Origin of the sequence: Pseudomonas campi (assembly GCF_013200955.2) — a bacterium.
Classification (GTDB): Bacteria; Pseudomonadota; Gammaproteobacteria; order Pseudomonadales; family Pseudomonadaceae; genus Aquipseudomonas; species Aquipseudomonas campi.
Genome location: NZ_CP053697.2, coordinates 77,089 through 101,076, shown reverse-complemented (window position 1 = coordinate 101,076; position 23,988 = coordinate 77,089). Strand labels below are relative to the sequence as shown.

Sequence of the window (23,988 nt, the reverse complement as noted above, 5' to 3'; positions counted from 1 at the left end):
CACAGGGGACTTGCTCGTTAGAGCCGGTTTACGATCTTTTGAGCTAGAGCCAGGCAAGGCGAAATTGGGCGAGGGCGCGGAGTTTACGAGCTGTAAATGAGCAGCCCGAGCCCAATTTCAACGCAGCATGGCCGACGATCAAGAGGTCGTAGACCGGCTCTTGGCCGATCAGGCCTCGATCTCCACCAGCACTTCACCAGGGGTCACTCGATCACCCTTGGCCACGTGGATAGTTTTCACCGTACCGGCGATCGGCGCCTGCACCTCGGTTTCCATCTTCATCGCCTCGGTAATCAGTACGGCCTGGCCGGCTTTCACCTGGTCGCCCTCTTTCACCAGCACCTCGACGATATTGCCCGGCATGGTGGTGGACACATCGCCCGGCGCGCTGGCCTGCTTGCGCTTGCTGCCGCCACCGCCGACGAAGTCGTTGAGCGGCTCAAACACCACTTCTTCCGGCATGCCGTCGATGGACAGGTAGAAGTGGCGCTTGCCGTCGCCCTTCACGCCAACGCCGGTGATGTCGACGCGGTAGCTCTCGCCGTGCACGTCGATGATGAACTCGGTCGGCACGCCCTCACCGCCCACCGCCGCCACGCCGCCAGCTTCCGGAATCGGCAGGAGCACTTCGGGAGTCAGTGTGCCGGCGGCGCGCTCCTCGAGGAACTTGCGGCCGATGTCGGGGAACATGGCGTAGGTCAGCACGTCTTCCTCGGACTTGGCCAGGGCGCCGACTTCGGCGCGCAGCTTGGCCAGCTCCGGCGGGATCAGGTCGGCGGGGCGCACATCGATAACGTCCTCACTGCCGATCGCCTGCTTGCGCAGCTGCTCGTTGATCTTGCCCGGCGCCAGGCCGTAGCGACCTTGCAGGTACAGCTTCACCTCGTTGGTGATGGTCTTGTAGCGCTCGCCGGCCAGCACGTTGAACACCGCCTGGGTGCCAACGATCTGCGAGGTCGGCGTCACCAACGGCGGGAAGCCGAGGTCTTCGCGCACCCGCGGGATTTCCGCAAACACTTCGTTGATGCGATTCAGCGCGCCCTGCTCTTTCAGCTGGTTGGCCAGGTTGGACATCATGCCGCCCGGCACCTGGTTGACCTGCACGCGGGTGTCGACGGCGGTGAACTCGCTCTCGAACTGGTGGTACTTCTTGCGTACGGCGTGGAAGTACATGCCGATTTCCTGAATCAGCGGCAGGTCAAGGCCGGTGTCGAACTCGCTGCCGCGCAGGGCGGCGACCATCGACTCGGTGCCCGGATGGCTGGTGCCCCAGGCGAAGCTGGAGATGGCGGTGTCGATATGGTCGGCACCAGCCTCGATGGCCTTGAGCTGGCACATCGAGCCCATGCCGGCGGTGTCGTGGCTATGGATGAACACCGGCAGGTCGATCTCGGCCTTCAGCGCCTTGACCAGCTCGGCGGTGGCGAACGGCGTGAGCAGCCCGGCCATGTCCTTGATGGCGATGGAGTCGATGCCCATGGCCTGCATGTCTTTGGCCTGTTTCACGAAGGCCGCGACCGTGTGCACCGGGCTGGTGGTGTAGCTGATGGTGCCCTGGGCGTGCTTGCCGGCGGCTTTCACCGCTTCGATGGACACGCGCAGGTTACGCACGTCGTTCATCGCGTCGAAGATGCGGAACACGTCGATGCCATTGACCGCCGCCTTGGCCACGAAGGCGCGCACCACGTCGTCACTGTAGTGGCGGTAGCCGAGCAGGTTCTGCCCGCGCAGGAGCATCTGCAGGCGGGTGTTGGGCAGCGCGGCCTTGAGCTTGCGCAGACGCTCCCACGGATCTTCCTTGAGGAAGCGCACGCAGGCGTCGAAGGTGGCGCCGCCCCAGACTTCCAGCGACCAGTAGCCGACCTTGTCGAGCTTGTCGCAGATGGGAAGCATGTCTTCGGTGCGCATGCGCGTGGCGATGATCGACTGGTGGGCGTCGCGCAGGATGGTGTCGGTAACGGTGATTTTTTTAGCCATTTCTCAATTCCTCACAGGCCGGCGTGGGCGGCGATGGCGGCAGCGATGGCCAGGGCCAGCTCGTCCGGTTTGCGCTTGATCGAATAGTTGGTCAGTTCCGGGTGGGCTTCGACGAAGCTGGTGTTGAACTGGCCGCTGCGAAACTCGGGGTTGCGCAGGATTTCCTGGTAGTAGGCGGCGGTGGTCTTCACCCCTTGCAGGCGCATGTCGTCCAGCGCACGCAGGCCGCGGTCCATCGCCTCTTCCCAGGTCAGGGCCCAGACGATCAGCTTGAGGCACATGGAGTCGTAGTAGGGCGGAATGGTGTAGCCGGTGTAGATCGCCGTGTCGGTGCGCACGCCGGGGCCGCCGGGGGCGTAGTAGCGGGTGATCTTGCCGAACGAGGGCAGGAAGTTGTTCTTCGGGTCCTCGGCGTTGATGCGGAACTGCAGGGCGAAGCCGCGGTACTGGATGTCTTCCTGCTTGACCGACAGCTCCATGCCCGAGGCGATGCGGATCTGCTCGCGGACCACGTCGATGCCGGTGATTTCTTCGGTGATGGTGTGCTCCACCTGCACCCGAGTGTTCATCTCCATGAAGTACACCTCGCCCTCGGCGAGCAGGAACTCCACGGTGCCGGCGTTCTCGTAGCCCACCGCCTTGGCCGCACGCACGGCCAGGTCGCCGATATAGGCGCGCTGTTCGGGGGTCAGCTGCGGGCTGGGGGCGATCTCGATCAGCTTCTGGTTGCGCCGTTGGATCGAGCAGTCGCGCTCGTACAAATGCACGGTGTTGCCGAAGCTGTCGGCAAGGATCTGCGCCTCGATGTGCTTGGGGTTGACGATGCATTTCTCGAGGAACACCTCGGCGCGACCGAAGGCCTTGGTCGCCTCGGAGATCACCCGCGGGTAGGCCTGCTCCAACTCCTCGCGGCTGTTGCAGCGACGGATGCCGCGACCGCCACCGCCGTTGGTGGCCTTGAGCATCACCGGGTAGCCGATGCGGTCGCCTTCGCGCAGGGCTTCGGCGATATCCGCCACGTTGCCCTCGGTGCCGGGCGTGCAGGGCACGCCAGCGGCGATCATGCTGCGCCGCGCCTCGGTCTTGTCGCCCATGCGGCGGATCACTTCCGCCGACGGACCGATGAACTTGATCCCGCGCTCGGCGCAGATATCGGCCAGCTCGGCGTTTTCCGAGAGGAAGCCGTAGCCAGGGTGCAGGGCATCGCAGCCGGTCTCCACCGCCAGGTTCACCAGCTTGCGCGGGTTGAGGTAGCCGGCCAGCGGGTCGTCACCGATGCTGTGGGCCTCGTCGGCGCGCTTGACGTGCAGCGCCATGCGGTCCGCTTCGGCGTAGACCGCCACCGAGCGGATGCCCATCTCGGCGCAAGCGCGCACGATACGGACGGCAATCTCGCCACGGTTGGCAATGAGGATTTTCTTGATCACGAGCCTGGTTCCTCGATCACGTGAACAAACGACCGCACGCGGCGGTCGACGGGTGACCGTACGCCTGGTAGCGGTCTTGGCTTTACCCTACGCCGGCACGGTGATTAACCAAAATCAATATTTGTTGGGTTAGCCATTAGTAAAGACTTATAGTTGAGCCAGCCCACCTTTCTGACGAGCCACAGCAATGCGTAAGTCGCTGATGCGCATGACATTTCGGCAACTGCAGATTTTCCGGGCAGTCTGCGAAAGCCGTTCCTACAGCCGTGCCGCCGAGGAAATGGCCCTCACCCAGCCGGCCGTGAGCCTGCAGATTCGCCAGTTGGAAGAGCTGATCGACCAGCCGCTGTTCGACTACGTGGCCAAGAAGCTCTACCTGACTCCGGCCGCCGAGGTGCTACTGAAAGCCAGCGAAGATGTCTTCGGCCGCCTGGAGAGCCTCGACATGCAACTTTCCGACCTGCAGGGCTCGCTGCAGGGCCAGCTCAACCTGGCGGTCGAGTCCAGCGCCAAGTACCTGGTGCCGCACCTGTTCGCCGCCTTCCGCGCCCAGCACCCGGAAGTCAGCCTGCAGCTGGTGGTGGTCAACCATGCCATGGCGGTCAAACGCCTGTCGGCGAGCCGCGACGACCTGCTGATCATGTCGCAGGTGCCGAGCGAGCTGGCGCTGGATTTCTTTCCCTTCTTCAACAACCCGATCGTCGCCGTGGCGCCGCCGACGCACCCCCTGTGTTCAGTGGAGCGCCTGCGCCTTAGCGATCTCAGCGACTTTCCCCTGCTGGTGCGCGAGCCAGGCTCGGGCACGCGCAAGGCCTGCGAGGAATACTGCCACCAGAAGCGCGCGCATTTCGCCCAGCTCATCGAGATCGGCTCTAGCGAATCCCAGGTGGAAGCGGTGATCGCTGGCCTCGGCCTGGCCCTGCTGCCGCGCCACGCGGTGCGCCTGGAGCTGGCCGCCGGCCTGTTGCGCGAACTGCCGGTCGAGGAGCTGCCGCTGCTGCGCAGCTGGTGCGTGGTGCACAACCGCGGCAAACGCCTGTCACCGGTGGCCCAGGCGTTTCTCGACTTTATCCGCGTCGAGCGCCTGCAGATCAGCGCTCTGGGCGAGCGCTTCGCGGCTGCGCCGACTGCAGCGTAGTCAGGTAGTTGGCGGCGATCAGCTCGGGAAAATCGGCGACTTCCTGACTGAGGCGGCGCTGCTCCGAATAATCCTCGATCGCCCGGCGGAACTGCATGCGGCGCAGGTCTTCCTGCTGGCGGCGAGTACGGCTGGCGGAATGTTGCTGGTCAGCGTGATGGCGGGACATGGCACGACTCCAGTGCGGATGCGGGGAGCATCAGCATGCGGGGGAGCCATGACGGTTTGCCGACAGGATGGTGAAGATCGGGTGAAGCCTGGGACATCAGACGTTGCCGGTGATGGATAAGCAAGGCGTTATCCACCCTACAAAAGCTCGAAGCCCACGTAGGGTGGAAAACCGCGCAGCGTTTTCCACCAAGTGCGCCTCAATCCTCGGCGGCACGCACCGACTTGGGTGACAGACGCAGGCTGCGCAAGCTGCGCTTGACGCTTTTCAGGTGGTTGACCAGGTCCGGGCCGCGGGCCATCGCCACGCCCATGGCCAGCACGTCGATCACCACCAGGTGGGCGATGCGTGAGGTCAGCGGGGTGTAGATCTCGGTGTCTTCCTGCACGTCGATGGCCAGGTTGACGTCGGCCAGGTCGGCCAGCGGCGTCTGCCCGGGGCACAGAGTGATCAACGTGGCGCCGGACTCGCGCACCAGGTTGGCGGTGATCAGCAGATCCTTGGAGCGCCCGGACTGGGAAATGCAGATGGCCACATCGGTAGGCTTGAGCGTCACCGCGCTCATCGCCTGCATGTGCGGGTCCGAATAGGCCGCGGCGGTCAGCAGCAGGCGGAAGAACTTGTGCTGGGCATCCGCCGCCACGGCGCCGGAAGCGCCGAAACCGTAGAACTCGATGCGCTTGGCGTTGGCGATGGCGTTGATCGCCTTCTGCAGGGCCTGAGTGTCGAGGCGCTCGCGCACTTCCATCAGGGTATGCAGGGTGGTGTCGAAAATCTTCAGGCTGAACTCGGTGACCGAGTCGTCTTCCTGGATCGCGAACTGGCCGAAGCTGGCGCCCGCCGCCAGGCTCTGCGCCAGGCGCAGCTTGAGGTCCTGGAAGCCCGTGCAACCGATGGCGCGGCAGAAGCGTACGATGGTTGGCTCGCTGATGCCGACCTCGTGGGCCAGGTCGGCCATGGAGCTGTGCATCACCGCCGAGGGGTCCTGCAGGACGTAGTCGGCAACCTTGAGTTCGGACTTGCGAAGCAGATGGCGGGACTGGGCGATGTGCTGCAACAGATTCACGGGCGGGACTCGGTTATGATCAGGCTGTAGTGGCCTTGTAGTTATACTACATGAACGGTTGTACCGCACAGGCAAACCCGGAGTCATCCTGTTGAACACCCCCTGCGACATGCTGGTTTTTGGCGGCACTGGCGACCTGGCCCTGCACAAGCTGCTGCCGGCGCTCTACCACCTGCACCGCGACGGCCGCCTAGCCCCCGACATGCGCATCCTGGCGGTGGCGCGCAATGTGCTCACCCGCAGCGCCTACCAGGCCCTGGCCGAGCGCCGCTGCCGCGCCCAGGTGGCGCGCACCGCCTTCGACAATGACACCTGGGCCAGCTTCGCCGCGCGCCTCGACTACTTCGCCATGGATGCCTCGCAGAGTGCCGAATTCGGCCGCCTGGCCAAGTTCCTCGATGCCGGCAGCTGCCAGCGCGGACGCATCTATTACCTGGCCACCGCGCCCAATCTGTTCGAGGCGATTGCCGAGAACCTGGCGATCGCCCGTCTGGCCGGCGACAACACGCGGATCGTTCTGGAAAAACCGATCGGCCATTCGCTGGAGTCGGCCCAGGAGATCAACGCGGCGATCGGTGCGGTGTTCAGCGAGGCGCAGGTGTTTCGCATCGACCACTATCTGGGCAAGGAGACCGTGCAGAACCTGATGGCGCTGCGCTTCGCCAATGCCCTGTTCGAGCCGATCTGGCGCGCCGGGCACATCGACCACGTGCAGATCAGCGTCAACGAAACCCTCGGTGTAGAGAATCGCGGCGCCTACTACGACCACGCCGGCGCCATGCGTGACATGGTGCAGAACCACCTGCTGCAGCTGCTCTGCCTGGTGGCCATGGAAGCGCCGGTGCGCTTCGACGCCGAAGCGGTGCGTAACGAAAAGGTGAAGATCCTCGAAGCGTTGAAACCCATCAGCGGCCTCGACGTGCAGGACAAGACCGTGCGCGGCACCTATGCCGCCGGCAAGATCGGCGGACAGGAAGTGCCGGCGTACTACTTCGAAAAACAGGTCGACAACGACAGCGATACCGAGACCTTCGTCGCCCTGCAGGTCGAGGTCGACAACTGGCGCTGGGCCGGCGTGCCGTTCTACCTGCGCACCGGCAAGCGCATGGCCAAGAAGAGTTCGGAAATCGTCATCCAGTTCAAGCCGGTGCCGCACCGCCTGTTCGAGGTCAGCCAGGCCAATCGCCTGGTCATCCGCCTGCAACCGGAGGAGCGCATCAGCCTGCAATTGATGGGCAAGAACCCCGGCAAGGGCATGCGCCTGACGCCCATGGAGCTGGATCTCAACCTGGCCCAGGTATTCCCGCAGAAACGCCGCTGGGACGCCTACGAGCGCCTGCTGCTGGACGTGATCGAAGGCGACTCGACGCTGTTCATGCGCCGCGACGAAGTCGAGGCGGCCTGGGCCTGGGTCGACCCGATCCTCAAGGGCTGGCTGGAGTACTACCAGAATCCACGCCCCTACCCGGCCGGCACCGACGGCCCGGAACAGGCGCAGAGCCTGCTGGAACTGCAAGGGCGCTCCTGGCAGGACTGACTGCGCCACTTTCTGCACAGGCGCCGCGCAGCCAACACCCGCTCACTGCGCTAGAGCGCCTGCCACGCCTGGCCCTGCGCCCGCTGCGCCGCTTTCTGCACAGACCTGCGCAAACTGTTGCGCAGCTTTTTGTGCGGTGTTTGGCACAGCGCCTTTCACGCCCCGCTTAAAATTATTTAACTAATTGTTTTTAAACACAATTTAAATACTGGCACAGCTCTTGATCGCTCTTTGGCTCCCGGACCAGACAAGGTCCATGACCCAGGCAAGGAGAGCACTCATGCCAACACCCGCGTATATGACCCTCGAAGGCACCAAACAAGGTCTGATCACCGCTGGCACCTTCACCGAGGATTCGGTCGGCAACATTTTCCAGGAAGGTCATGAAGACCAGGTGCTGGTACAGGCCTTCAACCACCAGGTCATCATCCCGCGTGACCCGCAGTCCGGCCAACCGACCGGCCAGCGCGTACACAAGCCGCTGATGATCACCAAGGTGTTCGACAAATCCTCGCCGCTGATCTTCAACTCGCTGACCTCCGGCGAGCGCCTGAACAAGTGCCGCATCGAGTGGTACCGCACCTCCGCCACCGGCACCCAGGAGCACTACTACACCATCGAACTGGAAGACGCGGTGATCGTCGACGTGCAGTCGCGCATGCCGAACTGCCAGGATCCGGGCATGGCCCACTTCACCCACCTGGAAGACGTCTACTTCACCTACCGCAAGATCGTCTGGACCCATGAAGTGTCCGGCACTTCCGGCTCGGACGACTGGCGTTCGCCGATCTCCGCCTAAGGCAGTGCCCCTCTCCCATTTATGGGAGAGGGTTGGGAAAGGGGCATTTTTGCCCCCCGCGTCACGGCACGCCCGTGACGCATCCCGGACAATGCACAGGCCTGCAGGAACGCAGACCGCACTACCCGCATCGGCCAGGTCTCCTGGCCGATGCCATTTCGGCAGAAGGAACAACGGATGTTCGCCCCAGCCAATCAGACCCATTTCAGCCTGAGCATCGACGGCGTCGCGCACGACCTGCAAGTGCTCGAATTCAAGGGCTTCGAGGCCCTCAGCCAGCCCTTCGTCTTCACCCTGGAATTGGTCAGCGAACAGCCTGACCTCGATCTCCAAGGCCTGCTGCACCAGCGCGCCTTTCTCGCCTTGTCCAGCCAGGGCAATGGCATCCACGCCTACATCCATCAGGCCGGCCGTGGCGAATCCGGCAAGCGCCTGACCCGCTACCAGCTGGTCCTGCGCCCGCAGCTGGCCTACCTGGCGCACCGCAGCAACCAGCGCATCTTCCAGCAGCTCAGCGTGGCCGAGATCATCGCCAGCATCCTGGAAGAGCACGGCATCGTGCAGGGCGCCTACCAGTTCCAGCTCGGCGCCAGCTACCCCAAGCGCGACTACTGCGTGCAGTACGACGAGAGCGACCTGCACTTCATCCAGCGCCTGTGCGAGGAAGAAGGTATCCACTACCACTTCCAGCACAGCCCGGACGGCCATGTGCTGGTCTTCGCCGATGACCAGACCGCCTTCCCGCGCCTGGCCCCGGTGGCCTACCAGCAAGACTCCGGCCTGGTCGCCGATGACCCGGTGATCAAACGCTTCGGCCTGCGCCTGGCCACTCGCACCAGCCGCGTCACCCGCCGCGACTACGACTTCGAGAAGCCGCGCCTGCAACTGGAGGCGGCACATGCTTTATCGAAAAGCCCAGACGGCGATGCCAAACCGGACCTGGAAGACTACGACTACCCCGGCCGCTTCACCGACCGCAGCCGCGGCAAACACCTGTCCCAGCGCGCCCTGGAACGCCACCGCGCCGACTACCAACTGGCCGAAGGCCAGAGTGATCAGCCCCTGCTACTCAGCGGCCACTTCCTCGAACTGACCGCCCACCCGCGCGCCGACTGGAACCAGCTGTGGCTGCTCAACGAAATCCACCACGAAGGCAAACAGCCGCAAGTGCTGGAAGAATCCGTCACCGACTTCTCCGCCGGCCTTCCCCCCTCCCCCATTCATGGCAGAGGGGACGGGGGAGAGGGTCTATCCAGCAACGCCGAATCCTTCCACCAGGGCTACCGCAACCGCTTCAGCGCCACCCCTTGGGACATCCCCTATCGCCCGCCGCTGAACCACCCCAAACCACGCATCCTCGGCAGCCAGAGCGCCGTGGTCACCGGCCCCAAGGGTGAGGAAATCCACTGCGATCAGTACGGCCGGGTAAAGGTGCAGTTCCACTGGGACCGCGAAGGCCAGGCCGACGACAAGACCAGTTGCTGGCTGCGCGTCTCCAGCAGCTGGGCCGGTGACCGCTACGGCGGCATCGCCATCCCGCGGGTCGGCATGGAAGTGCTGATCACCTTCCTCGAAGGCGACCCCGACCAGCCGCTGCTCACCGGCTGCCTGTACCACGCCGAGCACGTGGTGCCCTACGACCTGCCGGCGAACAAGACCCGCACGGTATTCAAAACCCTCAGCTCACCCGGTGGCGGCGGCTACAACGAACTGCGCATCGAAGACCGCAAAGGCCAGGAACAGATCTACCTGCACGCGCAGAAAGACTGGGACGAAAACGTCGAAAACGACCAGAAGATCCGCATCGGCCACGAGCGCCACGACACAGTCGAAGCCAACAGCTACACCGACCTGAAAGCCGAGGAACACCGCACCACCCACGCCGACCGCAAGGTGGAAATCCGCGCCAACGACCACCTCACAGTGGCCAACAACCAGCACGTGAAGATCGGCACCGGCCAGTTCGTCGAAGCCGGCAACGAAATCCACCTGTCCAGCGGCCTGAAAGTCGTGCTCGAAGCCGGCGCCGAACTCACCTTCAAGGCCGGCGGCAGCTTCGTCAAACTCGACGCCAGCGGCATCACCCTCAGCGGCGCGACGGTGAAGATCAACTCGGGAGGCAGCCCGGGGAGCGGTTCGGGTATCAATATCCTGAAGCCAATAATCCCCTGGGCAGCGGACTCGGATAAGGCCGGCATGATTGCTCAGCCAGCCCTCCCGAACCTATTCAAGCGTGTTAGCCGTGCCGGTGAACCTCTGGCAAAACTGTGCGGCAAACAAGCCAATGGCGCGTGTACCAGGGAGGTATGCCCATGCATGAATGGCTGAGAAAAATGCTTCAGCAGCCTGCGGTTGGCGTTGAGGGAGTGGGGGGGACAACTGGTCAACCGTTGTGCTTCTTGATCGATCAGATTCGGCAGCCCGATGTCCTGGAAAAACTCTATAGCCTCAGTGAAATACCTAAGATAGACCTGCTCCTCCAGGGAACCGAGTTCTCATCCCTGCAAGACCATGGCCCGATATGGATTGTCACCTACGCGCGCAGCGAAGCTGCCAGTCTCGCAGCCAGAATATGCAGTGACAAACGCAGCGGCATAGCACTGGAGACAATGAATACAGATGCGGCTCTGCAACAAGCCCGCCATTTACTCAAAGTGGCCGACCCTGAGCGAGGCTTCAGCTTGGCTCGTTACTACGACCCCGCCTTTTGGGTCGCATGGGCCCTGACCTGGCCGGATGCAGCACTCTATGGTCCATGGTCGCGGGTCTACACGCCGCCTGCAACTTCTGCAGCAGGCTCCTGGCGCGTCTGGCCTGCCCCCGACGAGACTCCGGGTGCCGCAGCCCAAACGCCAACAGTAACCAGCGAAACATTGGAAGCCTTCAAACTCACTAGGTGGTGGTACTGGATCAACAGCCAAACGCAAGGCTCGCCAATCTCCGATACGGCGCTGCCCTTGGTGATCGATAACCTGCAGTTGCTCACCAAACACGGCATCGAGGAAGGTCGACATTTGCAGCGCCTACTACCAATGCTCGGCAACGCCCGTTGGAACGAGAGTAGCGAAGTCATGGAGTTGCTACGCGCCAACATACCCCCCTACAAGAAAGTGCAAATTCTGGAAGCATGAGATGACAGGAACGTCAGCCCCCCAAAGCAAGGAAGCACTAGCACCGGTAGCGCTGCCCGCCGAGCCCGACTCGCCCTTTATAGATGGCGAGGACTTCTGGTCGGACCAGAAGCCCATGTGCAGCCCTCTCTATGACGACATCCTGTACGTCACGGGGCAACGTCGCTTCTGGCTCATACCCAAGCGCCTGAAAGAAAAACTCGACGAGGCCTCCACAACCCTGCGCGAGAAAGTCGCCATCAAGGCCGACAGAGCCGAGCGCATGAGCAGCATCGCCGATGCAGGCCTGCTCGATTACTTCCTCACGCCAGGCCCCGAGTCATTCCTCGATGCCAGCGACGATGCGGTTGGCCAACGCCGCCGTTACCTGGAAGCCAAAGAGGCGATAACGCAGGAAAGAGAAGCCCAGAAGAAAGCTCGCGAGGCCTGGAAAGAGGCACGCAGCAAAGGGGACTTCGATACCGCAGCCCGCAAGGAGCGCGAACTGTTCCATAGCAAACAGCGCAGCGCAGAGCTTGAGCAGCGCATTGCAGAGCTGGAGACCATCGCCTATCGCAGGGCCGAGGAGCTGGGCTATATCCGTGAAAACGGGACTTTCTATACACCTCGGGCTTTGCAGGCCCGCGATGCGGTCGATCATTACATCAGCGAGCGCAACAAGGCACTCGCCCACGGCTTCGAGATGTTCGACCCGGGCAACCGCAAGGTAGCCACGGCCTGGGAACACCTGCGCGACTACAAGACCCTGCATCAGACCCTGATCCAGCGTGGCGAAGTGGACTCCAGGACACTGCTCGGCGTACGCCGGAACATCCTCGAACTCGAAGGCCTGATGGCCCCCTACATCAACGCCATCGTCGAGCTTGCCGAATGCGGCATTGCCGTCGCAGAGTTCGCCCTCAGCCCGGATGATCAATACCAGGGAACAGAGGACTTTCAGGCCTACATCAAACACCTCCAAAAACGTGCGTCGCTCGAAACCAAGATCGAAGATCGCTACCACGAGTGGACATCCGCCACCGCCGAGAATGCGGCCCCGCCAGGTATGCTGTTCAGTGACCTGCAAGCACAGTGGTACAAACTCAATGACGAGGCCGACGAGATACGCAACAAGGCGGAACTCCGTGTTCGGAGCCTCTTACCCCCGCGCATGTTGCTCTGGGAGCCGGAGTGCTATCAGCCCAAGCCGCTCGAGCGCCTGGCCAAGACCAATATTCCGCTACGCGAGTTCAGCCTCTCTTCGGTGTCCAACGCGCTGACCCACCTCAGCCTGAAGGATCTGACCAGGCAGGGCGCTGGCTTGCTCAACGAAGCACTGACAGACCTGAAAGCGCTGCCCAAACCCATCGCCAAACAGGCCGATACCGACGCTGCATTCAGCGACTGGCTCGCCCTGGAAGGCGCCATGTCGCTGGATGAGAAAGGTCCCTGGTTCGACGAAGCCGGACTGTTCCAGCCGAAGCCCTTCTTTGAAGCCCTCGATGCCCAAGGCATTCGGGTCAAGAGTCTGCAGGACGGCAGCATCAAGCAGCGCTGGGGCAAGACGCTGCAAGCCATGATTTTCGAGGACCGCCAGCTGCGCAGCCTGATGCTGTTCGACAACAGCCCTCAGGCACAGATGCTCCGCTGCCTGCTGCCGGAAGGCGCCAAGCTGCACCAGTCGGCCACGCTGGAAGGCCCGCAATGGAACGGCGGGCCGCAGCTGGCCTCCGTCGAAACCAACATCGAAGTGGCCGCCTGGCGTGGGGAAGTCACCCTCTTCGACCTGCAACTGCCGATACGCGAAACAGCACAGCCCATACGTCTGGATTACCAGGCCCATGAAGGCAGCCTACGCACCTTCGAGTTCGGCAAACTGTCCGCCAGCCTGGTGGCCAAGGCCTGGGGCTTTGCCGGCGCCAGCCTGGTGCTCGCGCGCGAGCTGTCGCTGGACCAACAGACCGGCTACAGCAGCCTGTCTGGTGTCGATACTGCTAAAGGCAGCGCGGAGCTGGCCAAGTTCGACCTTTTCGTCGGCGCCCAGGCCGGCTGCAAACTCAGCGGCGAGTTGCAGTGGTGCCCGCCCCCCAGCGTACTGCCGCCGCCGCCCGTGCCGGGGCGAGCCAACCCGCAGGGCTGGCGCACCTTGGCCAAACTGGATCTGCAAGCCGCCGTGGCGGTAGGCTTACAGGGCAAGGGCAAGTTCAATCTGTCCGCCAAGAACGGGCGCTTCATTCTCACGCTGGAAGCCAGCCTGGTCTGGGGCGCCGGCGCCAAGGGCGCCGCCTCGCTGGAAATTGGCTACGAAAGCGTCATCGCCCTGCTGGACCTGCTGCACCGCGAACGCGCCGCCAACGGCTACCGCGATCTGGAGTGGGTAGAGGGCGACGCCATGCACCTGATTCGCCAGCTCAGCCTGTTCGGCGCCCTGGGCATGGATGTGGCCATGCTCTACCTGACCAATACCATTCGCGGCTATGGGCTGCTCAAAGGGCTTTATCAGTCGCTGACCAGCGGCGGGCGCGGCGGGCAGATCGCTTACACCCTGATGCGCCATGAACAGCCAGAAGTACTTCGCCAATGGGTATGCAATTTGACACCGGATGCATTGGGCCCGCTGTTACTGACGTTGATAAGCCCCCCCAAATCGTTTACGCCTGAAGGGCAAAGCAAAAGCCTTAGCTGGGACCAAGTTAGCTTATTGCAACAGGAAGCGATCGAACGCTGCCTAGGGTGGATTCGCGGCAAGGCAAATGCTAGTCAGGCCTTCGAGGAAGCCCTGATATGCATGAATCGCGAAGGGGCTCGCTCAACTGAGGCCGGCAAGGCCTATTGTATAGGCCGCTATGAGCTGAATCGATTTATGGAAAAAAAAGTCATGCCAGACATTACAATAAACAATGAAATGCGCGCCCGCTATCGGCAGCATTTAGAGTTTCTCGGAGCCAGACTAAATAGCCACTGTGAATACGACTATTCATATCAAACTTTTGTAGCACCGGGATCAGTAAGTATCGCCCCAATACCCAGAGTCAAATATCGAGGACCTAAGCTTGATTAGAAACCTCACCAAGCAACTCTTGCTGAGCTGCCTATTGCTAAGCAACCACGCTCTCGCAGACTTAACACCGGAACAAGAACAGTCTCGCGATTATGGATTAATGCTTTACAATCAACACATGGGCATTTCGGCAATTGAACCATTACGAGTCGCGGCTAAAGCGGGAGATGTGGATGCCCAATACTATCTAGGCGAAACATTACGCCTTAACGCCATGTATATGACAGCCGAGGCCGCACAATGGTACGAAGCTGCAGCGAACCAAGGCAATCTCTTTGCCATGTTACGCCTCAGCAGTACTCAAGACCTATGCAGTCTTTTCACTGATTGCGTGCGTGATGACACTGAATGGAGAGAAAGAGCACTAGAGCAAGGCCGGCAGCGAGCGGAGCGCGGCGACACCAGCGCCATGATTGCGTTATATCTAGCGGATCAGGGGTTAAGCTGGCTAGAAAAGTCTGCCGAGCTAGGTGACCATTATGCCCAGTATCTATTGGCTGGATTTTACAGGGACGGCGATGGATGGTTTTTAATCCCAGGGAAGCGTGAGGAAACCATTGAGCAATTACTCAAATCCTCTTCAGAAGGAGGCTACCCACCTAGCATGCTCTTGTACATCAGCTATCTCTCAAAAAGAGAAGACTATGCAGGTGTGCGGCAGTGGATTATTCGCTCAGCTGAACGCGGCTATATTGATGCCATATATTCTTATGCAGCACACTCCGCGCATCTACCGGAGTCTTTCGATTTCGAGAAAGACTACATACGAAGCTATGCTCTATTCCATATTCTCTCCGAGCTCAAAGGCGGCGGAGTAGCGCCAGAATACTCGCGCAACAAGCTAAACGAACTTAGCTCACTTATGCCTTCTAATCAGATCAAACAGGCTATGGCGTTTGCTAAAGCCTGGAAAAAATCCAATCCACCTCCATCCTATTTTCTACCCGCGTATGGATTTTGAAAAAGTCAAAAAGGGGACGGATTGAACCACCCCCGATTATCGAGATATTTGCCGAGGTACAAGGTGCAGCGGCCAAAAGTTCATAGGGCCCTCTTGCTGCCGGAAACCACCGATGCCGACTAGCGGAAATAGGGGACACGAAATAGGGAATAGGAGACACCCATTTTCTGACTGGGCCTAACCTTGCTAAAGCACTCAATGGAAAAGGAAATTCCATATGTCATGTCAAACTCGAGTGTTGCTCTACAGCCCTGCGCCTATCGCAGCGACGACCAGACCGCTGTCCCGTCCTGACTCATAGGGGCAGGGACCGAGCCGCGCGCCCTTCTGCCTTGAAGTTCTGCAACCACGGTTTGAGCCCAGTAATTGGCGTGGGCTTGCACAACCAAAAACCCTGCAGCAAGTCGCAGCCCTTTGCCTGCAAGTGGCTGGCTGTTTCGGCGGTCTCAATGCCTTCGCCCACTACCCGGTAACCGAGGCTGCGCGCCATCTGGATGGCGGTAGACACAATCACGTCGGCACTTTCATTCGTGCAGATATCGTGGATAAGGGAACGATCCAGCTTTAACTCGGACGCTGGCAGTTGCTTGAGATAGGACAACGAGGAGTAGCCGCTACCAAAATCATCGATAGAGATCTGATAGCCCTGTTCGGCCAAGACATTCAGCGCCTGCAGGCTGCGGGCGGGGTCGAGCATGGCTGCCGTTTCGGTGATTTCGAGGGTTACCGAGCGGGCCTGTAGGCCATGTTTCTGAAGCTCCAACTCCAAGACGCCCTTAAGCTCGGCAGACTCCAAGTCCCGTGCAGAAATGTTGATGGCAAGCGTCAACTCCGGGTTGTCGGTGTGTAAGTCCGCCAAATCTTTCATGGCCTGTCCAATGACCCATTTGGTCAGTTGGGTGATGACGCCCGTTTCTTCCGCCAGGGGAATGAAATCTGCCGGACTCACCCATCCGCGTTCCTCATGGTGCCAACGAATCAAAGCCTCCACGCCAACGATATGCCCGGCCAGGAGATCCTGTTTGGGCTGGTAATAAAGCATGAGTTGGTTCTGCAGCAAGGCCTTGCGCAGATCCGCGATCAAGGTCAGGCGACTCTCGTTGTAGATATCGTATTTGGGGGAATAGATGCCGGTTTCGTTGCCGTCCCGGGGCGTGATTTCCATCCCGACATGGGCATTACGGATCAGCTCGGCAGCCGATTTGCCGTGCTCTGGGTAACTGGCAGCGCCGAAACGAGGGTGCAGTTCAATCGCCAGATGATCCAGCCATATCGGCTCGGCCAACTGCCTTAACACGGTATTGAGGGCCGAGAAATCGTTCGCCGCTTTATCCACGTCAACCAGCAAACAGAAGCAGTCTCCCGAAATACGATAGACCCGCTCTTCCCGGCCGTGATCGTCCCTGACGGCTTGAATGAAGGGTAGACCGGCGGCCAGCTCTACCATTTTTTTCGCCACTTGTTTCATTATCCATTCACTCCTGGCCAGGCCAAGCGTGCGATTGATTTCATCCAGGCGGGTGATCCGGGCCAAGCCCACCATGTAGCGGCCGTTCGGGGCCTGTTTCAGTTGCTGATCCACCATCCACTCAAAGCGGTTGCGATTGGGCAGCCCGCTCACCGGGTCGTGCGCTAACGCTTCGGTGAGCAGGTTCTGCGCGATATTGCGCGCCTGAGCCTCCTGCAGGGCGGTGGCATGAGCGGTAATCTTGTCTTCCCGCTCGCGATACAGTCGATCCGCCAGAGCCAGGGTCAGGATAAAGGCTTCGAGCCCGGAACCGATCTGCATGGCGTGCGCGGTAAAGAAGTGCTCAGGAAAGATCCCCAGCGCCCTGCCGGCCGTTGCCAGTACGCCGATCGTCAAAGGCGTCCAGGCCAGGGTAAAAAACCCCCCTGCCCGAACACCTTGCTTCCAGACGACGGGGCCGGCGACCAGCAGCAGCGAAAAAAAGAACAGCGCGGAAAACGATGCCACCTGGACACCCGTGTGGTAGTCCATGAGAGGCGCCGACAAGAGAAACAGCAACTCGAACACCATCATCCCGATCAGCACTTTGTCCAGCCGTGGGCTGTGCAATCTGGTGTTGAGAAATTCCCGGCAGAAAAGCAGCGAAAACAGCGCCAGGCCTGGTATCGACACAAGCAGCGCCTTGGCATGCAGTTGCGGTGCATAGGGATAGAGGTGCTGGAAACTGAAGCCCTTGATCGAGGCGAAAAACAACAGATAGCCGAATAGGGCAAGGGCGTAGTAGAGATACAGCTTCTCGCGCAGGCTCAGGTACACGGCGAGATTGATGAGGATGATGACGAAGATGCAACCGTAGTAGAAAAAATGCAGTTTCAGCTCATCGGCGGCGGCTTCAAAAAACGCCTGTTCGCGCCAGATACGCAGCGGCACGATCATGGAGCCGCCCGTCGCGACCCGCACAAAGACAGTCTTCATCTCTTCGGGCGCCAGGGACACGCCGAGCGACATGCTCGGATGATCCACGTCGCGTGGATAAAAAGGCCGGCTGTCGCCAGTCTTCAGCTCTTTTACTAGAGCGCCCCCCGCGTAGGCGTAGAAAGCCACATCGTCCAACTGGGAATAGCCCAGTTCGGCAATTAGGTTCAGGTTGAGCGGCGTCTGATTGCTGATGGTAAAGCGTAGCCAGTAGGCCGACGGGGTAAGGCCGAAGGAGGCACTGCCAGTGGGCACCAGGGACCAGCGCTCATCAGGCAGGGCAACCACCTGATCAATCAAGGCTTCGCCTGTAGCGTCCTCCCAGAACTCGAAGTGGGCCTGGATGCTTGACGCTGCAGTTACCTCAATCGGCTCTGGTTGCGCCAGTGCCTTAAGACTCAGACACGCAACTAAAACTGCGACCAGGATGTTAAACGCCCGGTTCAATGGCACGGAATGATGTCTCCGTTAGCGGCCAGTCGGCGGCACTTTTTTTATTTTCGCTATCGCAGTGTAGTCTCAACGGGGGCAAGAAATGGGGCAGATTTAACAGCCCCTTCACAGCGCGCCGCGCTCGCCGGTGCTGGCGAAATCCACATCAACAGCTGCCGCATTAATGAAGGTGCTACAGGGCCAAAACAGGCCCTGAAAACAATGCTCGCGCCTAATTCTTCTGCTACAGGTTTTGCGCCGCGGCGCGCATTTGCCCCCCTGCATACCGCCCGACTTTTCAGCGTGCCAATTCCTTTTTTACCCCGACTTCAGCCCGGAGGGAGCAGTCAAAGTGCTGCGCTTTATGACTGCCAACGGCGGTTAGAGCGCTCACAACGTGGGCGGGCATGCCGAAGGTTTGTCCGCCAGCGGGAAGCACATTGGTCCGCCAAGGAATGGAACTTGGACAACCGCAAGGAGCCGCATATGTTTCCCCGATTCCTGCCCCGTACGCGGGTCGGCGCTTCGCTGCTCTCTGGCGCCGTCACCACCCACACCACCACATTGTTAGTCACCACTACCGCCGACAGCTATGCCGATCTGTTCGTGCCACTGGAGCAGACTCCGACAATATTCATCGCGGCTAAAACATCAGTGCCATCGACCCGCCAGAGCAGGGAAACGCCGTGCTCAGCTGAAAAATAAATTTGCCCACTTTCTTAGATAATTCTTTGCTCCCCGCTCAATGACTAAACTTGAGGAGCATGAAGATGACCGAGGAATACATTCAATATTCATTTTCTTGAACTGTAATAGTCACACGTTTAGATGAAGCGAAGAGCAACACGAAAAATGTCGGTTTATCTAATAGACCAGAAAATGAGGTCGCAGAATAATCCCCCATTGTTCCACCCATGAGCGCTCGCCGCCCCCTTATCGAACCAACCACCAGCAAGGCAATGGAGCATCTTAGTTTCCTTACAAACGGGGTCACCCCTCCTCGCGACACTACGCGCAGACATGGCTTTGTCCCTTTTGCTCCTAAGCCAACCAGCCCACACGTATTTTTAAAAAATGATTACCCTGTCGCAAATACGTTTGGCAAAACGACATAGTCAGAAGCGAAATCGAAGAGTGGCGTATTTGGCAATCCAGGCAGTAGTGGATAAACTACGGCTCTTCAGCTGAACCAGTCCGAAGAAAATACGGTCTGCTGCTTGTGCCGTGGAACGACCCAACCACCGATAATGGAATATCAATTGAAACGCACTGGCGCCGCCCTTCTAACACTGCTTGCCTTGCTTGCTGGAATTTATACATTCACTGCATACAACGAAGACAGCATAAGCGATAGCTTGCCCAAGCTAACCCTGCAACAGGTGCTACCCGCCACGTCTAGCAACGAGCACTGTAACAACCAAATGGATAGCGACATCCTGTACGGTATAGGATTGAGATTATTCGAGAACGGCGATTATGCGCCGGCCGAAAGCTGTTTGATCATGGCCGCACCCAATCACAACAGAGCATTCTGCTACCTGTCCATTATTAGCGAGCAAGCTGAAAGTAAATCAACGCAGGAAAGAAACAGGGATTCCTTCAATTACTTAGCCTACTCCGCAGCCCGAAATGATTGGTGTGCAGAATATGGCATATACCAGACCTATCTCTATGGCACAAAGGGTGTCCCACAAGATAAAGATCTGGCACTGCTCTGGCTAGAGCGCTCGGCACTCCATGGTTATCCAGAGTCCCAGACAATATTGGTCGATCACTATGAAAGCCAGAATGACCTGGCCGCCAGCTACGCCTGGAGCAAAATCATCGCCACTGACCAAGTGGATGCTCTCAGGGCACGAATGACCCCTGAGCAATTAGCTGAGGGTGAAGAACACTATACCGAGCTCAGCTCGACGGTAACCAGTAAAGAGGCAATGTACGCCGAAGCGCGCGAAGAAGATGTAGGTCGTTACTCGGCAGTCATTCAAATGGATTATCCGGACATTTTTAACGGCATGACTTCAGAGCAGCGCTACAGCTTTGTCAAACAAGCCATGCTCACCGCCATTGAACAGCCCTACATTCAACGACGCAGCCAGGTCACGAGCTATATCGTGATTGCTCGTCGCGCACAGATTGAAAAGCCGGGCGTCAATATTCTGCAAAACAAAAATATTACAGCCTTGCTGCAAACAGACGATTTGACGGTGGAGGAAGTCATTGAGCAAGCGCAGGACATTATTAACAGCACTTACATGTGATTAGCTTTCAGGACTACAGTTCATAGGGCGCAGGCCACCATTTTTCAACTGCGCCAGCCTAGAATAAAGTGTGACAGGACCCGCCACAGGCCAGAACAAATCAAATGAAAGTGAACACACAAAAAGCCAAGCAACTCATAAAACTTACCCTCTTAGTTGGCCTATTAACTTATGCGGCGTTCTTTTTCTACGGCGCCATTATGGCGTACGACTTCTGCAATGGCCCTAGGGGCCCGGCAAACTCGAGCGAGCGATCAGCCTGCTTTCAACTGAACCATGATGCCTATCAACGCATGCCGCTACTGATCGACCACCCAGCCTTTGAAAACTGTTCCTTCTCGAAAATAAAACATGGTAATTACTGGGCCACTTTGAATTGCCTAGACGATAAGCAAAATAATGGCCTATTCAGCCCAATGGATGAGGTGCAGTCGGCATGTACGACTTTTAACAATCAGAGCTACAAAGAAATTCTCGAGTGCATAGCAACTGACCGCGAGGCAAGAGCGCGGGTGTTGGAAAACACATCACACCCCTACTACGTCGAGTGCAGCAACCAGTGGCATCAGTACTCTCACATAGAAATGTGCATGAGCAGCCCGGCCTGGCGAAAATAATCGAGGGCCAGAACTTGCTATGGGAAATAGACGCCTTGTGCTACACCGCTCATTAGCGGCCGCCGTCTGATTCCTGCGACGCGGCCCCATAAACCTCACGGATGAATCGATATGAGTGAAGATAAAACCCGCACCTCCACTCGGGCCACCTGCCCTTATTGCCAGCACACCAGTTCGCTCGACACGTTTCGGCTGCAGCAAGTGCTCGGCAAAACTCCAATCCACTGCGTGAAGTGCGATGGCCCCATGATCCTGGCCTGCGAGGAGCAGCTAAAGCGCTTCGAGCGGCTCGGCAGCACCGGCATGGTATTTATGCTGGTGATTACTCTCAGCGCCGTCACAGCGGTGATGGCCATTGCGCTGAAGTGGCTGGGGGTCATCCGCGGCGATACCCAGCTTATGACCTCCGCCATTGCCACAGCCGTCGGTGTCACCACCCTGCTACTGGCAAAAGCAACCAACGAGTTCACTTTTGAGCTGGAGCCGCCCCCACAGAGCACACCCGAGTAGCCCTGGGCACCGCTCTCACGGACCAAACGGGATAACTCCATAAGCCGCGCAGGCCAACCCGGGTCTCCTCCCGCCGCCGCCCCTGACTGCACTGGCCCTTTGTTCTGCCAATCCGCCAGCGGGCAGCTCAAGCTAGGGCTAGAAAGGACGGGGATAGACCGTTGGTCGTTTCAATCTGTGCCGTCGAGCCAAGCCGACTAACGTCACGGAACCTTTCCGGCGCACCTCGTCTCCACCTCTGCGCGCTTCGGATGGTTTGCCTGGAAACGGCCGCCCGTGCACAAGGCGCAAGTGGTTGCGCTTTTGTGATCTACCCGCCTAGCTAGGGCGGCAAACCCAAATCGCGGGATCTGCGCTGTCCGCCCCGAAGGAGTCCGGAAATATCCGGTCCATTGGAAGGAGCCATACCATGCGCACGTTACCCCTGCCTAAAGCCCTGTTGGGCGCATTGCCCTTGTCCGCTGCCAACGGCGTGAACTGACGCCGTAGAAACGACTCGATCTGCGAACGGATACGACCAACCCAGTGCTGTTGCCGCGATCCGCCACGAAAGGAAGCCACTCACACGCAAGGAGTCGCACCATGCCCATACGCCCCCTGTTACTCGGCACATTACTGCTGGCAGCCTTTGGCACTCACGCCGCCCAGCTGGTCGTTACCACCACCCGCGACGTCCATGACGGCCAATGCAACAGCCATTGTTCGTTACGCGACGCGGTCACGGTGGCCAACCAGACCCCCGGCCCTAGCACTATCCAACTGCCGACCGGTAACTTCACCCTCGGCATCCCATCCGCCTTCGACAGCGATGAGAGCACCATCGAAGATGACCAGGACAATCAGCGCGGCGACCTGGACGTGTCCGGCGAGCTGTACATCAGCGGCTCGCCCACCAGCCTCAGCCGCATCATCTGGTATGGCGAGGGCCTCGCCTACCCGAGCAACGCCGACCGACTGATAGAGGTGCTGCCCGGGGGAAACCTGACGCTGGAGCACCTCACCCTCGAGGCCGGCTTCACGCCCTTCGAGGGTGGCGCGGTGAAAAACCGCGGGCAATTGCTGGTGCGCGAAGTCCAGCTAATAGGCAACGTTACCTACCAAAAGCGCATGTACCCGCTTAGCCGCGCGAACGGAGGGGCGATCGCCAACTATGGCACGCTGACGGTGCTGTCCTCGTTGTTCTACTCCAACCGCGCGCGCGCCGACAACGCCAAGCAACGCGCCCTTGGCGGCGCCCTCTACAACCGGGGCAAGCTTCGCGTGAGCGACACCCAGTTCTACAAAAACGGAGGCATCGCCGGCGGTGCCCTGTACAACCTGAGCAATGCCACATTCGAGCGCTGCGCCTTTACCGGTAACAGTTCTTTATACTTACCCGACTGGCAGCACGCCGACGCCGTGCTGGTCAACGACGGCGGCGCCCTGACGCTGAGCAACAGCACCCTGACCCACAACGCGGGTGGCGTATTGAGCAACGGCGTCGCCCGTGACCCCTCCCGACATTCCAAGCTCACCCTCAGCCACGTCACAATCAGCCAGAACGAGCCGAAGACAGGCGCTGAGCGTGGTATACCCAGACAAGTACTGTTGAACTGGAGCGAGTTGCTGATACGCAACAGCCTGATTGTTGGCAACTACGACAGCTGGCCGGGCAGCAGCCATGAGGTGACCAATTGCGCCAATCTGGGCGACAGTTTCAGCTACCAGGCCATCGGCCTGCTGCGCAACGACGAGCCCAGCAACTGCAGCGCCGACCTGTATGTCCCCTTCGAAAAAACCTTCACCGAGGTGCTATCACGCGTCGCGCCCAATCACAGCGACTATAACTTCACCAACGCTTTGCTTCCCGGCAGCCCCGCAGTGGATGCCGCCATCGGCGATTGCGTCGGCCGCGATCAGCGCGGCGTGGCCCGACCCCAGGATGGCAACGGCGACGGCGTGGCGGTGTGCGACTTGGGTGCCATCGAAATGACAGCTCAGTAACGCTCTTATCCCCCGCCGGCCTAGGTCGGCGGGGGCTTTATTCCATGGCCGTGCTGCACCAACTGTTGCCCGTGCGGCACAGCGGCGCGCACCGCATCACCATCGCCGGGCACACCGACAACCGGCCCATTCGCCGCCTGCTCTATCCCTCCAACTGGGGACTCTCCAGTGCCCGGACCGGTAGCGTAGTGCGCTATCTGGAAGCCAACGGCATCTCCAGCAAGCGCCTCAGCACCCTGGGCCATGCGGACACCCTGCCGCTGGCCAGCAACCAGACCGCCGAAGGCCGCGCACACAATCACCAGGTGGAGCTGATACTGGAGAAAGCCGCTCCTGAGGCCTGTGCCAAACCGCGCAAAGCAGGCGGATCACCGAACACCTAGGACTGGCCGTGGTGCGCTTGAACCGCCTCGTAACGGCTGATACGCCGCCACTCATAGACCCACATCAATACCCAGCGCCTCACTCCTCCCTAGAATCGACGGCCGTTTGAACAG

General features: G+C 59.9%; 18 protein-coding genes. 13 read left to right on the top strand and 5 right to left on the bottom strand.

Going from position 1 to position 23,988, the window contains the following annotated elements; all coding sequences use genetic code 11:
• Positions 1–168 precede the first annotated feature (168 nt).
• Both oadA and HNE05_RS00410 read right to left on the bottom strand, forming a co-directional pair.
• Entirely contained in the window at positions 169–1,977 is a 1,809-nt protein-coding gene (gene oadA, locus HNE05_RS00415) for a sodium-extruding oxaloacetate decarboxylase subunit alpha (protein ID WP_173210967.1), read from the bottom strand.
• A gap of 11 nt (positions 1,978–1,988) precedes the next feature.
• Complete coding sequence (locus tag HNE05_RS00410; protein WP_173210965.1) at positions 1,989–3,404, bottom strand: acetyl-CoA carboxylase biotin carboxylase subunit; 1,416 nt, start codon at positions 3,402–3,404, stop codon at positions 1,989–1,991.
• 187 nt (positions 3,405–3,591) lie between these two features.
• Here HNE05_RS00410 and HNE05_RS00405 point away from each other — a divergent pair, with 187 nt between their 5' ends.
• Positions 3,592–4,542: a LysR family transcriptional regulator gene (locus HNE05_RS00405; protein WP_173210963.1), complete on the top strand. Its 951-nt coding sequence runs from the start codon at positions 3,592–3,594 to the stop codon at positions 4,540–4,542.
• Here HNE05_RS00405 and HNE05_RS00400 read toward each other — a convergent pair.
• Positions 4,496–4,711 (bottom strand): PA3496 family putative envelope integrity protein, encoded by a 216-nt coding sequence (locus tag HNE05_RS00400; protein ID WP_173210961.1) that lies wholly within the window; start codon positions 4,709–4,711, stop codon positions 4,496–4,498. The two genes, HNE05_RS00405 and HNE05_RS00400, sit on opposite strands and share 47 nt — an antisense overlap.
• A gap of 199 nt (positions 4,712–4,910) precedes the next feature.
• The gene (gene hexR / locus HNE05_RS00395) at positions 4,911–5,777 is read right to left on the bottom strand and encodes a transcriptional regulator HexR (protein WP_173210959.1); all 867 of its coding nucleotides are present in this window, start codon (positions 5,775–5,777) and stop codon (positions 4,911–4,913) included.
• 109 nt (positions 5,778–5,886) lie between these two features.
• On the opposite strand from hexR, the gene zwf reads away from it, so the two are divergent.
• From zwf to HNE05_RS00365, 6 genes are all read left to right on the top strand, one after another.
• Complete coding sequence (gene zwf / locus HNE05_RS00390; RefSeq protein ID WP_219637220.1) at positions 5,887–7,314, top strand: glucose-6-phosphate dehydrogenase; 1,428 nt, start codon at positions 5,887–5,889, stop codon at positions 7,312–7,314.
• 280 nt (positions 7,315–7,594) lie between these two features.
• Positions 7,595–8,113: an Hcp family type VI secretion system effector gene (locus HNE05_RS00385; RefSeq protein WP_160077581.1), complete on the top strand. Its 519-nt coding sequence runs from the start codon at positions 7,595–7,597 to the stop codon at positions 8,111–8,113.
• 177 nt (positions 8,114–8,290) lie between these two features.
• Entirely contained in the window at positions 8,291–10,441 is a 2,151-nt protein-coding gene (locus tag HNE05_RS00380) for a type VI secretion system Vgr family protein (protein WP_173210955.1), read from the top strand.
• Positions 10,426–11,244, top strand: a complete 819-nt coding sequence (locus HNE05_RS00375) for a DUF4123 domain-containing protein (RefSeq protein ID WP_173210953.1) — start codon at positions 10,426–10,428, stop codon at positions 11,242–11,244. The genes HNE05_RS00380 and HNE05_RS00375 overlap by 16 nt, the downstream gene beginning before the upstream one ends.
• A gap of 1 nt (position 11,245) precedes the next feature.
• Entirely contained in the window at positions 11,246–14,284 is a 3,039-nt protein-coding gene (locus tag HNE05_RS00370; protein ID WP_173210951.1) for a hypothetical protein, read from the top strand.
• A complete protein-coding gene (locus tag HNE05_RS00365) occupies positions 14,277–15,245 on the top strand; it encodes a tetratricopeptide repeat protein (protein WP_240008794.1) in 969 nt (322 codons plus the stop codon). The genes HNE05_RS00370 and HNE05_RS00365 overlap by 8 nt, the downstream gene beginning before the upstream one ends.
• Positions 15,246–15,540: 295 nt before the next feature.
• Here the strand turns inward: HNE05_RS00365 and HNE05_RS00360 are convergent, their stop codons facing one another.
• Positions 15,541–18,141 (bottom strand): EAL domain-containing protein, encoded by a 2,601-nt coding sequence (locus tag HNE05_RS00360; RefSeq protein ID WP_173210949.1) that lies wholly within the window; start codon positions 18,139–18,141, stop codon positions 15,541–15,543.
• A 441-nt stretch (positions 18,142–18,582) separates the two neighbouring features.
• Between HNE05_RS00360 and HNE05_RS00355 the strand changes: the two genes are divergently transcribed.
• From HNE05_RS00355 to HNE05_RS00330, 6 genes are all read left to right on the top strand, one after another.
• A complete protein-coding gene (locus tag HNE05_RS00355; RefSeq protein ID WP_173210947.1) occupies positions 18,583–18,825 on the top strand; it encodes a hypothetical protein in 243 nt (80 codons plus the stop codon).
• Positions 18,826–19,379: 554 nt separating this feature from the next.
• Positions 19,380–20,381, top strand: coding sequence for an SEL1-like repeat protein (locus HNE05_RS00350; RefSeq protein ID WP_240008793.1), 1,002 nt, complete (start codon positions 19,380–19,382; stop codon positions 20,379–20,381).
• 104 nt (positions 20,382–20,485) lie between these two features.
• On the top strand, positions 20,486–20,998 hold the full coding sequence (locus HNE05_RS00345; protein ID WP_173210942.1) for a hypothetical protein: 513 nt from the start codon (positions 20,486–20,488) through the stop codon (positions 20,996–20,998).
• 111 nt (positions 20,999–21,109) lie between these two features.
• Positions 21,110–21,508: a hypothetical protein gene (locus tag HNE05_RS00340; protein ID WP_173210940.1), complete on the top strand. Its 399-nt coding sequence runs from the start codon at positions 21,110–21,112 to the stop codon at positions 21,506–21,508.
• 582 nt (positions 21,509–22,090) lie between these two features.
• Positions 22,091–23,491, top strand: a complete 1,401-nt coding sequence (locus HNE05_RS00335) for a CSLREA domain-containing protein (RefSeq protein ID WP_173210938.1) — start codon at positions 22,091–22,093, stop codon at positions 23,489–23,491.
• A gap of 44 nt (positions 23,492–23,535) precedes the next feature.
• Entirely contained in the window at positions 23,536–23,874 is a 339-nt protein-coding gene (locus HNE05_RS00330; RefSeq protein WP_173210936.1) for an OmpA/MotB family protein, read from the top strand.
• The last annotated feature ends 114 nt before the right edge of the window (positions 23,875–23,988 follow it).